The 15,004-nt window shown below is 53.5% G+C and carries 13 protein-coding genes and 1 tRNA gene; 7 read left to right on the top strand and 7 right to left on the bottom strand.

The genetic code is table 11. The features are described from left to right. Positions 1-132: 132 nt before the first annotated feature. Both IEW52_RS13500 and orn read right to left on the bottom strand, forming a co-directional pair. Positions 133-208 (bottom strand) — tRNA-Gly (locus IEW52_RS13500). Between the two features lie 158 nt (positions 209-366). Then, a complete protein-coding gene (gene orn, locus IEW52_RS13495; RefSeq protein WP_188630602.1) occupies positions 367-912 on the bottom strand; it encodes an oligoribonuclease in 546 nt (181 codons plus the stop codon). 88 nt (positions 913-1,000) lie between these two features. Between orn and rsgA the strand changes: the two genes are divergently transcribed. The 4 genes from rsgA (at position 1,001) to IEW52_RS13475 (ending at position 6,920) form a co-directional block, all read left to right on the top strand. After that, complete coding sequence (gene rsgA, locus IEW52_RS13490) at positions 1,001-2,038, top strand: small ribosomal subunit biogenesis GTPase RsgA (protein WP_188630601.1); 1,038 nt, start codon at positions 1,001-1,003, stop codon at positions 2,036-2,038. 44 nt (positions 2,039-2,082) lie between these two features. After that, the gene (gene asd, locus IEW52_RS13485) at positions 2,083-2,943 is read left to right on the top strand and encodes an archaetidylserine decarboxylase (RefSeq protein WP_188630600.1); all 861 of its coding nucleotides are present in this window, start codon (positions 2,083-2,085) and stop codon (positions 2,941-2,943) included. A 63-nt stretch (positions 2,944-3,006) separates the two neighbouring features. Then, positions 3,007-6,351, top strand: coding sequence for a miniconductance mechanosensitive channel MscM (gene mscM / locus IEW52_RS13480; protein WP_188630599.1), 3,345 nt, complete (start codon positions 3,007-3,009; stop codon positions 6,349-6,351). 68 nt (positions 6,352-6,419) lie between these two features. Beyond that, complete coding sequence (locus IEW52_RS13475) at positions 6,420-6,920, top strand: DUF4136 domain-containing protein (protein WP_229667959.1); 501 nt, start codon at positions 6,420-6,422, stop codon at positions 6,918-6,920. Position 6,921: 1 nt separating this feature from the next. Here the strand turns inward: IEW52_RS13475 and epmA are convergent, their stop codons facing one another. Both epmA and IEW52_RS13465 read right to left on the bottom strand, forming a co-directional pair. Continuing rightward, positions 6,922-7,896 (bottom strand): elongation factor P--(R)-beta-lysine ligase, encoded by a 975-nt coding sequence (epmA, locus tag IEW52_RS13470; RefSeq protein WP_188630598.1) that lies wholly within the window; start codon positions 7,894-7,896, stop codon positions 6,922-6,924. 158 nt (positions 7,897-8,054) lie between these two features. Continuing rightward, entirely contained in the window at positions 8,055-8,483 is a 429-nt protein-coding gene (locus IEW52_RS13465) for a VOC family protein (RefSeq protein ID WP_229667958.1), read from the bottom strand. A 221-nt stretch (positions 8,484-8,704) separates the two neighbouring features. Between IEW52_RS13465 and IEW52_RS13460 the strand changes: the two genes are divergently transcribed. Next, positions 8,705-9,748 (top strand): GMP reductase, encoded by a 1,044-nt coding sequence (locus IEW52_RS13460; RefSeq protein ID WP_188630597.1) that lies wholly within the window; start codon positions 8,705-8,707, stop codon positions 9,746-9,748. 585 nt (positions 9,749-10,333) lie between these two features. Here the strand turns inward: IEW52_RS13460 and efp are convergent. Further along, positions 10,334-10,900 carry an elongation factor P gene (efp, locus tag IEW52_RS13455; RefSeq protein WP_188630596.1) on the bottom strand — a complete coding sequence of 189 codons (567 nt, stop codon included), beginning with the start codon at positions 10,898-10,900 and terminating at the stop codon, positions 10,334-10,336. Between the two features lie 33 nt (positions 10,901-10,933). On the opposite strand from efp, the gene epmB reads away from it, so the two are divergent. Both epmB and IEW52_RS13445 read left to right on the top strand, forming a co-directional pair. Beyond that, a complete protein-coding gene (epmB, locus tag IEW52_RS13450) occupies positions 10,934-11,962 on the top strand; it encodes an EF-P beta-lysylation protein EpmB (RefSeq protein WP_188630595.1) in 1,029 nt (342 codons plus the stop codon). A 32-nt stretch (positions 11,963-11,994) separates the two neighbouring features. Next, positions 11,995-12,309, top strand: coding sequence for a hypothetical protein (locus tag IEW52_RS13445; protein WP_188630594.1), 315 nt, complete (start codon positions 11,995-11,997; stop codon positions 12,307-12,309). An 86-nt stretch (positions 12,310-12,395) separates the two neighbouring features. On the opposite strand, the gene IEW52_RS13440 is transcribed toward IEW52_RS13445, so the two are convergent. Together IEW52_RS13440 and IEW52_RS13435 are read right to left on the bottom strand one after the other, a co-directional pair. Beyond that, complete coding sequence (locus IEW52_RS13440) at positions 12,396-14,330, bottom strand: EAL domain-containing protein (protein ID WP_188630593.1); 1,935 nt, start codon at positions 14,328-14,330, stop codon at positions 12,396-12,398. Next, positions 14,327-14,827, bottom strand: a complete 501-nt coding sequence (locus tag IEW52_RS13435) for a putative pterin-binding protein (RefSeq protein WP_188630592.1) — start codon at positions 14,825-14,827, stop codon at positions 14,327-14,329. The genes IEW52_RS13440 and IEW52_RS13435 overlap by 4 nt, the downstream gene beginning before the upstream one ends. Positions 14,828-15,004: the final 177 nt, after the last annotated feature.

Below are 15,004 nucleotides of genomic sequence, written 5' to 3'. Positions count from 1 at the left end.
TTCAGCAAGGTTTAGCTCTATCAACTGAGCTATTCCCGCTAAACTTGCTTACTACTTTAACCTGCAAAACACCGGTCTGGTAACCCATGCCTTTCAATTTGGAGCGGGAAACGAGATTCGAACTCGCNAATTTGGAGCGGGAAACGAGATTCGAACTCGCGACCCCAACCTTGGCAAGGTTGTGCTCTACCAGCTGAGCTATTCCCGCACTCATTACTCTTAACTAACTTTTCGTAACCAGTGGCTTGCTTCACAATTACCAGTGGCTACGGGAGGCGAATTATACGAGCGGATTGATTGAATGCAAGAGTTTTTTGCCCCCGCCCTGTCATTTGGTTAATTCCTCGACAAAACAGCGATTTCAGCTTAAATCTTGAACACCATCTTGCGATAAAACTGTAATTCAGCAATGGACTCACGAATATCATCCAGTGCCTGATGACTGCCTTTCTTGGTAAATTGTTCCAACAACTCAGGCTGCCAGCGGCGTACCAGCTCTTTAACCGTACTGACATCCACATTGCGATAGTGGAAGAAGGCCTCCAGCTCCGGCATATGCCGCACTAAAAAGCGTCTGTCCTGACCAATGGAATTACCACACAGAGGTGAGCTGCCTTCTGGCACCCACTGTCGTAAAAAGGTAAGGGTTTCGGCTATCGCCTGCGCTTCCGTTACCCGACTTTCCTTTATGCGTGCCACCAGCCCGGATCCGGTGTGAGTGCGCACGTTCCAGTCATCCATCTTCGCCAGTTCGGCGTCGTTTTGATGAATCGCCAACACCGGGCCTTCTGCCAGAATGTTCAGCTCTTTGTCGGTAATGATACTGGCAATTTCGATAATCTTGTGTTCATCCGGGTCAAGACCCGTCATTTCCAGATCTATCCAGACCAGGTTTTCTGCGTGTACGCTCATATTATCTCGCAAAGCTCGGCGGCAATAGGGACAAGTTGAAACAGGAAAGTGTATCATAGCCACCAATAAATGCAGGTTTAGGGATATCATGACCAAGAGAAAAAAGCTCAGCAAAGGCCAGTCACGACGGGTCAGTGATAATCACAGCCGTCGTCTCAAGCGCAACGCCGCCGATACCATAGACGATAGTCAACTCGGGCCACAGCAAGAAGGGCTGGTGATCAGTCGCTTTGGCCAGCATGCCGATATTGAAGATAACGAACGGCAGATTCATCGCTGTAACCTCAGACGCACCCTGTCTTCGATTGTCACCGGCGATCGCGTAGTCTGGCGCCCGGGTCTGGATACCAGCCAGGGCATCAGTGGCGTGGTGGAAGCCGTGCATCCTCGACAAACCGTGCTGACTCGTCCCGATTTTTACGATGGCGTTAAGCCGGTGGCCGCCAATATCGACCAGATTGTGCTGGTATCCTCCGTGCTGCCAGAGCTTAGCTGCCACGTGATCGATCGCTACCTGGTGGCCGCAGAAGACGTGGAAATGCCGCCCATGATAGTGCTGAACAAGGTCGACTTGCTCAGCGACGAACAGCGCCAACAGGCAGAACAACTGCTGCAACGTTATTGCGACATTGGTTATCAGGTACTTTATGTAAGCTGCGATACCGGCGAAGGAGTTGAGCAATTAAAGCAGGCGTTCAACGAGCACACCAGTATCTTCGTCGGCCAGTCTGGTGTGGGCAAATCTTCGCTGGTCAATGCGGTCATGCCTCATGTGGGAGCGGTTACCGGTGCGGTTTCCGATAACTCGGGGCTCGGTCAGCACACCACCACCACGGCACGGCTGTATCATTTTCCCTCTGGTGGTACCTTGATCGATTCTCCCGGTATTCGCGAATTCTCGCTCTGGCACCTGGCACCGGAACGCGTCGCCTGGTGCTTCCGTGAATTCAGGGAGTATCTGGGCGGCTGCCGTTTTCGTGACTGCAAACACGGCATCGATCCGGGCTGCCTGATCCAGGAAGCAAAAGAAAACGGTAACATTCATCCCGAGCGATTGGAAAGCTATCACCGTATCATGTCGGCCATGGCCGACAAGCCGACGCGCCATCATCCCAATTCGCTCTGATTAACTCGTCTCACTATGATTAATGATTACTTTTCGGAATCACAATGACTGATCATTTAAAAATTTTGCTGCAGTATCTGATGCCCAAGCATCTGGTATCCCGCCTGGTTGGCCGCCTGGCCGCCACAGAAGGCACTCGTCTGCCCCAATGGCTGATCAAACGCTTCATTCGCCAGTACCAGGTCAACATGAGCGAGGCCTTGTATGAAGACCCCGCTCATTACGCCAGCTTCAACGACTTTTTTACCCGCGCCCTGAAAGCCGATGCCCGCCCCGTGGTTGAAGAGGAAAACCTGCTTGCCATGCCGGTAGACGGCGCTATCAGTCAGCTGGCTCCCATTATGCAAGGGCGCATCATTCAGGCCAAAGGCCACGATTACAGCGCCCGCACCTTGCTGGGAGGCGACAAGGCATTGGCCGAGCCGTTTATGGGCGGCGACTTTGCCACCATTTATCTGGCGCCCAAGGATTATCACCGCATTCACATGCCCATAGACGCCACCCTGAAAACCATGATTTATGTGCCAGGGGAATTGTTTTCGGTCAATCCGCTTACCGCGTCTCGCGTGCCCGAGCTGTTTGCCCGTAACGAACGGGTCGTCTGCCTGTTCGACACCGCCGCCGGCCCCATGGCCATGGTATTGGTTGGCGCTACCATAGTGGCCAGCATAGAAACCGTGTGGTCGGGCACCGTCACGCCACCCGCAGGAACGCGCATTCAACGCTGGGATTATGACCCGGCTACCGCGCCACGCCTGGCCAAAGGTGAAGAGATGGGACGCTTCAAACTGGGCAGTACCGTGGTGTGTTTGTTTGCTCCGGGCAAGGTTACACTATCGGAACAATTACAGCCCGGCACGCCCACCCGTATGGGCACCGAGTTTGGTTACATAAATCAGCACTAACACTGATTGCCGCGGCTGAATCATCAGCCGCGGTCTGATATTTCTTTTTGTTGAGAGCTCGCCGTGTTTGCCCCCATCCTGTTGTTACTCGCCTTATTACTCCCCACCCCGCTGTTGGCCGATCAGAGTGTTGCCGATATCGAGTCGCTGTTAGCCGAGGTGCCCGAAGGAGATCAACCCGAGCTGAAAAAGCTGCGCGAAGACTATAATCAGGCATTGCAGCTGGTACGTGAAGGGGAGCGCTACAAGGAACAGGCAGCCAGCTTCAAGACGTTTATGGATGACTATCCGTCCGAGTTGAAAAAGCTCGAGCAACAGCAAGCCAATCTCAAGCCGACCAATCTGGATTATATCGCCGGGCTGGATGAAGAAGCGGTGCAACAAGCCTTGGTCGAAGCCCAGGCGCAGCGGCTGGGGATTAGGCGGCAACGAGAAGAACTGACCAACGCTCTTAACCTGCAAGAGCTGAGCAACAGCGGCCTGCATGACCTGCTCGACGATCTGCGCCAGCAGCTACGTGATACCCAGCAATCGCTGGACAAGCTCCAGTTCAACGGTACCCGGGGTCGTCAGGAAACCGCCGTTCGCACCCTGATCATCGCGCGTGAGCAAAACCTGCAACACCGCATTCAGGCGCTGGAGCTCGAGCAGCTTTCCTCCAGCAACAAAGACAGCATCAATCGTCTGAAGCTGGATATATTGCATCGTCAGCTGCAAGACATCGACCTCGTCATCGAGGCATTGCAGCAACGACAAAATGAATTACGTCGCGCCTCTACCGAAGCCACCATTGCCGAAAGCGATCGCTTGCTTGATGAAGTGGAAACCGACTCGCAACTACTGGTTGAACAGCAAACAATCAACCAGCGTCTGTCAGCCCTGTTGAGTGAGAAAAGCCGCGAAGTAGAGGCGCTACAGCTGGAGTACCAAACCGTGGAGCGTGCCGCTTCAGAGCTGGCCGACATGAAGGTGAATCTTAAAGAGCAGCTGGAATGGTTACAGGTGAGCCGCGGCTTTGGCGAAAACCTGCGTAATCGTCTCAGTGAATTGCCTCAACCCTATTCACTGCCCCAGCTTGAAGCGCGCATCGTACAGAGCCGGGTCGATAAATACGGCTATCAGGAATCGCTTGATAGCCTGAGAAACAATAATTATCGCACCGAATTACTGCTTAGCGACAAGGCCCAGGGCATCACGGACATACAGCGGCTGCAGATTGACGAGCTACTGGCCACTCAGCAGCGATTGCTGGAACGGCTGATCAGCGCCTTCGATAACCAGATCCATGAACAAACACGCCTGAAGGTCGCTTACAGCCGCCAAAACAGTCAGTTGCAGGAGATTCGCGCCTTGACCGACGAACGTCTGTTCTGGCTGCCGGATCTGCGTCCCATCGGCAGCCAGTTCCCTACTGCCTTAATGGAAACCGTAGGCTGGCTGTTAACCTTGTCTACCTGGACAGCCCTGCCGCAGACCTTGCTGCAACAGAGTGTGGCTAGCCTGACTCTGTATGGTGTCAGCTCACTGCTCGTCATCTATCTGTGGATCATGAGCCGTCGCAGTCTACGGACCTATCTGGAAAAAATCAGCGCCCATATTGGCAATGTGACTCAAGACAGATATGACTATACCTTCAACACCCTGCTGTTAAGTTTGCTAACCGCCATGCCCTTGCCGGCGCTGTTGTCTTTGCTCAGCAGTGCCATCGACTCTCCCTGGGCTCCGCCCGTGGTGCTGGCCTTGGCACATGCCCTTTATCAGCTGATGCTGCCGGTGTTTATTTTACTGGTCGCCGGTAACTTGATGATGAGCAAAGGCCTGCTGATTACACACTTTAACCTACCTCATGACAGGGTACGACGCATTTGGCGCCAGTTTCAAAGCCTGATGCTGTCTTTGCTGCCCGCGTTATTGATCTTGTATCTGGCACGCGATTATCGGGAATACTCCCTGTACGATACCCTGGGGCGGCTGAGCTTTATCGTCATCTGCCTGTTAACCAGCCTGTTTTCCTGGCGCATGTATCGAGAAGATTTGCCCTTGCTGGTATCCCCTCCTCGCCAGGAGCGCTTAACCGTGGTGAACCATTTCCTGTGGGGAGTGTTGATCATCGCCCCGCTGCTGGCGTTGGTGGCCACCTTAATGGGCTACCTCTACACGGCGCACACACTGTTGCGGCAACTGGAAGTCTCGGTGCTGGTGGGCATGAGCTTCTTGATGTTTTACTACCTGGTGCGCCGCTGGATGCTGATCCAACGCAGACGACTGGCCTTTGAACGGGCGAAAAGCCGGCGAGCCGAGATTCTCGCCCAGCGCAAAGAAAAGGATGATCCGACAGAAACGCCTGCCAGTCCGGAAGCGGAAGCGGCGGCCGTGGCCGAAGTCGATCTTGATACCATAAGTGCCCAGTCGCTGGGGCTGCTGCGCTCGGCGCTGATGCTGGGGTACCTGCTCAGCCTGATGCTGTTGTGGTCGGAAATTAATACCGCCTTCAGCTTTCTCGACAGCATAGAGGTGTGGCAGGTATCCAGCACGCTGGCCGGGGAAGACGCCCTGCTGCCCATTTCACTCAAGGATCTGGTGATTGCCTTGTTTGTGGTGGTGCTCACCTGGATCACCGCCCGCAACCTGCCGGGACTGATGGAGCTGAGCGTCTTACAGCACTTGAATTTATCGCCAGGCACCGGGTTTGCCATTACCACCATCTCTAAATACATGGTGCTGATCATTGGTGCCTTTACCACCTTTGCCATGCTGGGTATCGACTGGTCGAAAACCCAGTGGCTGGTGGCGGCCCTGTCGGTGGGCCTGGGCTTTGGCTTGCAGGAAATTTTTGCCAACTTCGTATCAGGCATCATTATCCTGTTTGAAAAGCCGATCCGCATTGGCGATACCGTGACCATTCGCGAGCTGACAGGCACCATCTCTAAAATAAAAACCCGCGCCACCACCATAGTGGACTGGGACCGTCGGGAAATCATAGTCCCCAACAAGGCCTTCATTACCGAGCAATTCGTTAACTGGTCGTTATCTGACGCCATTACCCGCGTGCGACTCCTGGTTCGGGTGCGCCTGGATGCGGATACCGACCTGGTACAGCGCCTCACCTACGAAGCCATTGGCGAGTGCAGCCGCATTCTCGACACCCCGGTGCCAGAAGTGTTTCTGGTCGAGCTTACCGACTCGGCGCTGGTCTATGAGGTACGAGTATATGTAGAGGATATGAGCTATCGTATGCCTATGACTCACGAGCTGCATAACTTGCTGTTAACCCGCCTGCGCCAGCACGAGATAAAAATACCTCATCAGCAGGTCGATATTCGTTTATTGGGTGAACAGCCGATAACGGACATGCTGAAAGCCAGAGACTTCAACAAGGCAAGTGATTCAGGCAAAGCTAGCGACTAAGCGCTGCTGAGCTTGCTTTTTCAGCTCCGGTTGGCAATAACTATAAAGACATCCAACCGGAGCTGATCATGCGCATACTACGCCTGTTGATTATCGTATTGCTGCTCGGCGCTTGTACCCCTGCTTATGACTATGCAGAAGATGTTGATTTTACTCGTTTTAACAGCGTATCTTTGGCACCGGACAGTGATCTCGACTCGCTGGATGGCGCCCGCATTGCCGCTGCCGCGCGCGCACGGCTCCCCGCTCGAGGGCTGAAAGTAACGGCTCCCGAGCAGGCTTCGCTGTGGTTACACTATCAGTTAAAACCAGAAACCAGACTGCTGACGACCATGCCACGCATGCTGTCTCGCCATGGCCATGGCCGGGATGATGAAGAAAGAGTGTACGGGGCCGTACGCCAGCAAAAGCTGCTGCTCTGGCTGACACTCCCCGCAAGTGAGCGTGTGGTCTGGCGCAGCACACATTCATCGGCTTTTCCCGCCGAGCGGCTCAATGGAGCCGAGCGCAGCCGGCGTATTGAACAGCAAGTCGCCGAGCTACTGGCAACCTATCCCCCGGTGAAATAGCTCAGGCGCGGGTAACAGGAAAGGCAATCACCTGATCAAGTCGTTCGGCGCCCACGGCCAGCATAACCAGTCGATCGATACCCAAGGCTACGCCCGCACAGTCCGGTAAACCGGCAGCCAGGGCGGCCAGCAAGTATTCATCTATCGGCCGAGTGGCCAGGCCCCTTTCTTCGCGAGCCTGATTGTCCAGCTCAAAACGACGTCGCTGTTCACGCTCGTCACTGAGTTCATGAAAACCATTGGCCAGTTCAATACCCTTGAAATACACCTCGAAGCGCTCCGCCACTCTGGCGTCCTTCGGGCTGATGCGAGCCAGCGCCGCCTGACTGGCGGGAAAGTCATACACAAAGCAGGGCTCAAGCTGGCCAATCTGCGGCTCCACTCCCAGTGCAAACAACAGCTGCAGTATGGTATCGCGGTCTGTTTCTCGCGCCAGTAAATCATCGGCCCCCAGGCCTGGCCCTGCCTCGCGGAGCGCATCCAGTGACGCCGTCAGCGGGCACACGCCCAAGGTCTCGATAAAGGCTTGCTGATAAGTGATTCTGGTAGGAGACGCCGTGTTGAGCACCAATTGCAGTAAATCGGCCATTTCATCCATCAGCTGATGATGATCAAACCCGGGACGATACCATTCCAGCATGGTAAATTCCGGATTATGCAAACGGCCGGATTCTTCATTACGGTAGGCTTTGGCTATTTGATAAATAGCCCCATAGCCCGCCGCCAACATACGCTTCATATGAAATTCGGGTGAGGTTTGCAGATATAGCTCGATGCCAGCAGCCATGCCGGGGCCAACAAAATGCGTCTTGAAATTTTCCAGGTGCACATCAGTCACACCGGCACTGGCCATGGTGGGAGTATCCACTTCCAGTACCTGACGTTCGGCAAAAAAGCCGCGAATCAGACCCAGTAACCGGGCCCGTTGTTGTAATAGTGCAAGAGGGGCCGTTGGCGACCAGGCAGTAGACGTCATGGATTTCATCCCACAAAAATGAAAGGAATGTTACCCTTAACTCACCGGTTAGGCAGCCTTTTAATGAGGAAAGTACGGCGCCGAGCTCATTCAACATACTCATCACGTCCATGCCCTTCATGGGTACGTGAACTGACGCTCTGCAGGGGTCTGACAGCTTAAAGCTCAAGGCTGCCCAGGGGGCTACCTTTCAACTCCAGCTGGTTACCTTCGGGGTCGTAAAGGTAAAGTGACAGGCCTTCGCCCTGGGCCCCGTAACGGTTGACCGGCACTTCGTAAATGATCCCGTTTTTTGCCAGGTAGGCACCCAGCTCATCGGGCTGAAACGGCGTAATCTGCAAACAAAAATGATCCATGTTGGATCGACACTGATCCGCCGGCAGTCCATCGCCGCCTAACGGGCCACGAATATCCACCAAATCGATAAATTGAGCGCCGGCTCGAAGTTGATAAAGCCCGATCTCCGCTTTTTCTCGCTCCAGCTTGCAACCCAGCACCCGGCAGTAAAAATCCAGCATACGATGAGGGTTTCGTACCCGGAGTACCAAATGATCCAACCCCACTATCTCGAACAGTGCCATCGTCATCCCCTCCAGGCTACATTTGCTAACATCATGACGCAGTTTTGTACAAAATAACAGCAGCATTGCCGTTTATAAGTCTGACTCAAGCCAACGGAATAAATTAATTCCTGAATTATCGGTCAAGATAGTTGCAAAAAGATTTCATAAACCTAGAATGCTGAAAACCGGGGGCCTAAGAAACCCCCGGTTTTTTTGTGCCTGTCACTTACTGAGGTAATACCACAATGCGTATCGAAGAAGACTTGAAACTGGGCTTTAGCGATGTACTTTTTCGCCCCAAGCGCTCTACTCTTAACAGCCGGTCTCAAGTAGAGTTGAACCGCGAATTTGTGTTTAAGCATTCAGGACGCCGTTGGTCTGGTGTACCGATTATTGCAGCCAACATGGATACAGTAGCGACCTTTGAGATGGCCCAGGCCTTGGCGAAGCATCAGATCCTGACTGCGGTACACAAGCATTATTCTGTAGATGAGTGGCAGGCATTTGTTGCAGCCCAGAACAGCGATGTGCTCAAGCACGTGGTCGTCTCCAGCGGCACCTCTGAAAAAGACTTTGAAAAGCTGCAGCAGATTTTAACCCTGTCCGAAGAGCTGACCTTTATCTGCATCGATGTAGCCAACGGTTACAGCGAGCACTTCACGTCTTTTGTCAGCAAAGCCCGCAAGCAGTGGCCAGGGCACACCATTATTGCCGGCAACGTGGTGACCGGTGAAATGGTAGAAGAGCTGATTTTGTCCGGTGCCGACATCGTTAAAGTGGGCATAGGCCCGGGCTCGGTATGTACTACCCGCGTTAAAACCGGTGTGGGCTATCCACAGTTGTCGGCCATTATCGAATGTGCCGATGCCGCCCATGGCCTGGGTGGTCAAATCATTGGGGACGGCGGTTGTACCTGTCCGGGTGACGTGGCCAAGGCCTTTGGTGGCGGTGCCGACTTCGTCATGCTGGGCGGCATGCTGGCCGCACACGAAGAGTGTGGTGGCGAGCTGGTCGAGCGTGACGGTAACACCTTCATGAAGTTTTATGGCATGAGCTCTTCCAGTGCCATGGGCAAGCATTCCGGTGGCGTAGCCAAGTATCGTGCCGCCGAAGGCAAAACCGTTGAACTGGCCTTTCGTGGTCCGGTAGAAGATACCATTCAGGATATTCTGGGCGGCGTACGCTCAACCTGTACTTATGTGGGTGCACAGCGCCTGAAAGAGCTGACCAAACGCACCACCTTTATTCGCGTACGTGAGCAAGAAAACAACGTATACGGCAAGGAATAAAGCGGTAAGCTGTCAGCCATCAGATAACAGCAACCGACAGGCTTTGTCTGTTAATACCAATCTAAGTAAAAATATGATCGATTTTAAAGCTCGGAACGAAAGGCAACAGAATCACCTCCCGCAACACGCCATAAACCCATCCTTGGGGGCTCGGGAAATACCTTCCTTGGCATTTCACGGTCGTGGGAGCCGAACTCTGTTGCCTCTCCTTAAGCACCGAGTTGTCTGCTAAGCGTTCCCACAGGCGACGCCGCAGCACAGGGGCGGATGAAGGGGTCTACTCAGGCGACCATCACATGACAGGACGTCATGTGCTGAGCGTGCAGGGGGCGAGCTAGCCTCGCCGAGACGAATTATTTCAGCCTGACCGAACATCCAGTGAATGTTCGCAGTAGGCTGAAATGGTGAGTGGCATTATTGAGGCGTGTCGGTGGAGTAGCCCCTTCGTTCGACCTTTACAGGGTAGCTAAATAGATCAGTTAGTTTTCCAGATTGGTATAACTGCCAGAAGCTGATGGCTGACAGCTGTTTTACATAAAAAAACGGCGCCCAAAAGGCGCCGTTTTTTTATGTAACGCGATTCGCTTATTTTACGCGTGATACATATTCACCAGAGCGAGTGTCTACTTTCAACACTTCACCAATCTGGATGAACAGAGGTACACGAACCACGGCGCCGGTCGTCAGCGTGGCAGGTTTGCCACCCGTACCCGCCGTATCGCCCTTCAGGCCCGGATCGGTTTCGACCACTTCCAGCTCAACGAAGTTGGGCGGAGTAACAGAAATGGCGGCACCGTTCCACAGCGTCAGGGTGCATACATCCTGTTCCTTCAACCACAACCGGGTGTCACCTACCGCTTTATCGTCGGCAGCCAACTGCTCGAAGGTGTCGTTGTCCATGAAATGGTAGAACTCGCCATCGTTATACAGATAGGCCATTTCCATATCGACCACATCGGCCGCTTCCAGGGACTCACCCGACTTGAAGGTTTTTTCCAGCATCTTGCCATTAAGCAGACGGCGGATCTTCACGCGGCTGAACGCCTGACCTTTACCCGGCTTTACAAATTCGTTTTCAACGATGGCACACGGTTCGCCATCCAGCATAACTTTTAGGCCAGAGCGAAAATCATTGGTACTATAAGAGGCCATTTTACCCTCGTGAGTTAGACAGAGTTGCAGAAAATGCCGGCAATCATACCCCTAAAGCAGGGAAATTTACATATTAACTGGCAAAAAGAACTTGCCCAGGCCTTTACGACTCCCGAGCAGTTGTTACATTACCTGCAGCTTGACCCTGAATCCTGGCAGCCAGGATTCAGGGCCCGGCGGTTGTTTCCCATGCGTGTACCCCGTCCCTTTGCCGCCAAAATGCGCCCGGGGGATGCCAATGATCCGCTGCTGCGCCAGGTATTACCGCTGGTCGAGGAGTTCGACGAGGTGCCCGGTTTTGTAACCGATCCCCTCGATGAGCATCACAGCGCCCTGCCCGGCCTGCTGCACAAGTATCGTTCTCGCGTGCTGCTGGTAGTGCGCGGCGGCTGTGCCGTCAACTGCCGTTATTGTTTTCGCCGGCACTTTCCCTACGCCGATAACAGCCCCAATCAGGCGGGCTGGCACGAGGCGCTCGATTATATTGCCGCTCATCCCGAAATCAATGAAGTGATCCTGTCCGGTGGAGATCCGCTGATGGCCAAGGATGCGCAGCTGGCGACCCTGCTCGAGGGGCTGGAGTCCATCTCTCACCTGACCCGAGTGCGCATTCATACCCGGCTGCCGGTGGTCATTCCGTCGCGACTGACTGGCGACTTGCTGCAACGGCTAAGCAACAGTCGCCTGCAGGCGGTGATGGTATTGCATATCAACCATGCCAACGAAATTGACGATGATTTATGTCAACGGCTCGGAGCCTGGCGTCAGGCTGGTATTACCCTGCTGAATCAAAGTGTCTTGCTCGCCGGTGTTAATGATAACGCCAACGCCTTGTGTGAACTGTCGGAACGCTTATTTACCGCCGGCATTCTGCCCTATTATCTGCATCAGTTGGACAAGGTGGCGGGGGCGGCGCACTTTGCCGTTGATGACAAGACGGCAACCGCACTCATGACTGAGATGCTGGCGCGCTTACCCGGTTTTTTAGTCCCCAAACTGGTGCGAGAAATTGGCGGCGAACACAACAAGACCCCCATCGATCTTGGCCTGGAGCCAAGTTAACGCTTTTCAATAGAGAACAGGTAAACATAACCATGAATGATTCCGTTACCAGTAAATTGAACGACACCCTCAAAGAACTGTATCACCAGGCCATTGATGCGGATAAAAAGCTGGCCGAGTTGCGTAGCCGTGGCCAGGCCAAGTTCAGTGCCGTGTTACGAGAAGACAGCCAATTTATTACCCATGCCGATCATTTTTTACCCTACGTGGCCGAGCTGGCGGAAGAGCTGGAAATACTGATTACGGCAAGCGAAGAAGAAGCCCAGGGCCTGCTATCACGCATGGTACACAAAATTCAGTTGCTGGCCGAAACCATCAACCAGTTCATGCGCCTGCCTTCGGCGTGAGGCGTGGGGGAGAAATGAAGAGGGAAAGCCAAACCGGGTGAGCTGGTCTGGCTTTACTCTTTACCCTGTTCGGATTTTCTTACCGCTTACTGCTGACCGTATTGTTCAAGCCACGCCCTCACTTCCGTTGCCAGCAAGATTTCGCCTACCGTATCACCCTGAACAAGCAAGGGGCTGGCCAGGGTTTCCAGTACCGCAAGCTCGGCTGGGTGATCGACCCCGCAATGAATGATGGGTAACTGCAGCAACTGACCCATGGCAACCAGTGTTTCCAGCTGACGACGAGGCCCGCCTTCATGCTCGATACCACTGCAAAAGGTAGGATCAAGTTGCAGCCAGTTCAGCGGCAGTTGCGACAGATAGCCCAGTGCCGAGCAGCCACTGCCAAACTCGCTCATTATAATACGTATCCCCGCAGCCCGAATGCCTTCCATGATAATCATGGATTCGCGCGGATCTTTCATGGCCACGTTTTCGCTAATTTCCAGCACCAAGGACTCCGGGCTGACGGCGTATGATTCCAGCACCTGCAACAGGGACTGCTCGACGCCGGCTCTGAACAAGGCCGTAGGTATCTTCAAACTGATAAATAACGAGGCACTGCTGTAACGCTGCCATGTCGTCAGCTGAGCGCACACCGAGCGCAGCGCCCATAATGTCAGGCTTTCCGAACGCTGATATTGCTCGGTCACCCGTAACAACTCGGTGGTGGAAATAACCCCAAAACTCGGATGATGCCAGCTCATCAACACCTGTAATCCGATACATTGCCGACCTGGCCATTCGACCACCGGCTGAAGTTGCAGACTCAGGCTGCCACTGTCCAGTGCGGCGGGTAAATCCTTCGCCAGCTGCTGGCGACGCGACATTTCCTTGAGCAGGGAAGGGTCAAAAAAGACGTAGGGTGATTTGTTCTTTTTACACAGCTCCAATGCCAGTTCGCCTCTGGCTAGCAGATCCACCAGATTATCTGCATCGGCAGGATACAGAACCACTCCCATTATGGGTTCCATGTAAAAGTTATGTGCATCAATCACCGCTTTTTCGGCCAAGGCCTGGCGAAAACGAGACATTTGCGCCCGTACCTCTTCCAATTCCACCACGCCCCGCGCCACTATCATCACACCGTTCTGATCGGGCTGAGCGATAAATTCATGGGGCTGCAGACTGTGCTGTAAGCGCAAACAGCATTCCTGCAACAGACTGTCGATCACTTTAAAGCCAAAACGATGGTGGTATTCGGTAAAATCCTTTAACTCCAATACCGTCACGCTGAAAGGCACAGCTTGCTCAATCATGGGGGTCAGGTGTCGCTGCAAGGCAAACCGGTTGGGCAAGCCGGTTAGCGGGTCCTGCTGCTGCAACTGCCAATAGCGCCGCAGCTCACGAAACAACAACAGCAACAACAGTCCCAGAACGATAAACAGCCCGATTATCTGATGATAAAGCTGCTTGCCGAGTTTGCGATATGCCTGATCATACTCGGCATAAAAACGCACGTTGTCGTGCATGGTGGCGGTAACGGTGCGTGAAAGAGGCTCAAGATAGGGACTGAGTTCGGTCAGAATCAGCAGGTAGTCTGCGGCTCCGGGCTGCAATGCCTGTACCGACGGTTCCAGTTCGTGTACTCGCGTGTCGATCTGGCGGATCAGCAGCCATAAGTCCGGCCGCTCACTCAGGGTGTTCTTGAACTGATTGCTGAGCAGTATCGGGGTTCTACTCCATAAAATGTCATAGCGCAGCATAAACTCTTCCTGCGTTATGGCATCGGCATGGCGCAAGCGCACCGCATCTAAAAAGCGCCCCATTTCAAGCTGCAGCTGCATTAAAGACCAGGGAACTTCATAGGTACGCTGTTCCAGCAAGGCATTGTGCTGGCGAATATTCATCAGGGTATGAGTGGCATGGCTGCCCAGCCAGACAATGCCCAGCAACAGCATGCCCCCCAATGCGAGTTTGAACGGATGCACACGACCGTACTGGCCGTCTATGTGCGGATAGGAGGCAAATATTCGCTTCATTCAGGCTCCGAATATACCCGGATGACCCTGAGCTGCCAGACCATGAAGTGTAAAAAATCGGCCTGTTGCACCTTGGGAACCCGATCAAATGGCAATACTAACCACAAGGGTCCCTTGTTGCGCCGAGTCATAATCTGATCGTTTTCCTGCCACGCCAGAATAGGAGAAAAGGGCGCAATCTGGCTCCAATCAACAGTAACGCTGAAGTCGTTTAGCGCTTCCAGCTGCAAACCAAGCACACGGCGATTATTAAACAACAGCCCGAACAAGGCATTCATGTCTACACCATGATAATGCTGGGGGCCGGTAGACCAGGGGTGAGCGGTGGTAATATCAGACTGGGTCAGTGCTTGTAACTCACTCAGGGTAAAATCCATCTGATCATAATGGCGCTCGTTGATCCTGATATCTCCATACACACTCAATATCACCGGCTCGCTCAACGCCTGCACCTGCCACGACAACATCAGCATTACTATTCCACCTACCAGCTTCATACCACAGCTCCTTAAAACCGACAGGCCATCGTCTTATCTTTTAACATTACGCCTTGAATGCACTTTATAACAGTTAAGCAATCACGTATAACGTATGTGGAATTCACTTCCTACTCCCTTTAGCAACATTGAAACTTCAGTCAGTAGCTGATCTTTTCTCCAGGAAATAAAGCTGCG

The sequence above is a fragment of the Oceanisphaera marina genome (assembly GCF_014643915.1).
GTDB classification, from domain to species: Bacteria; Pseudomonadota; Gammaproteobacteria; order Enterobacterales; family Aeromonadaceae; genus Oceanimonas; species Oceanimonas marina.
Note: the sequence above shows the minus strand (reverse complement) of the source record. Positions and strands in the feature narration are given on the sequence as shown.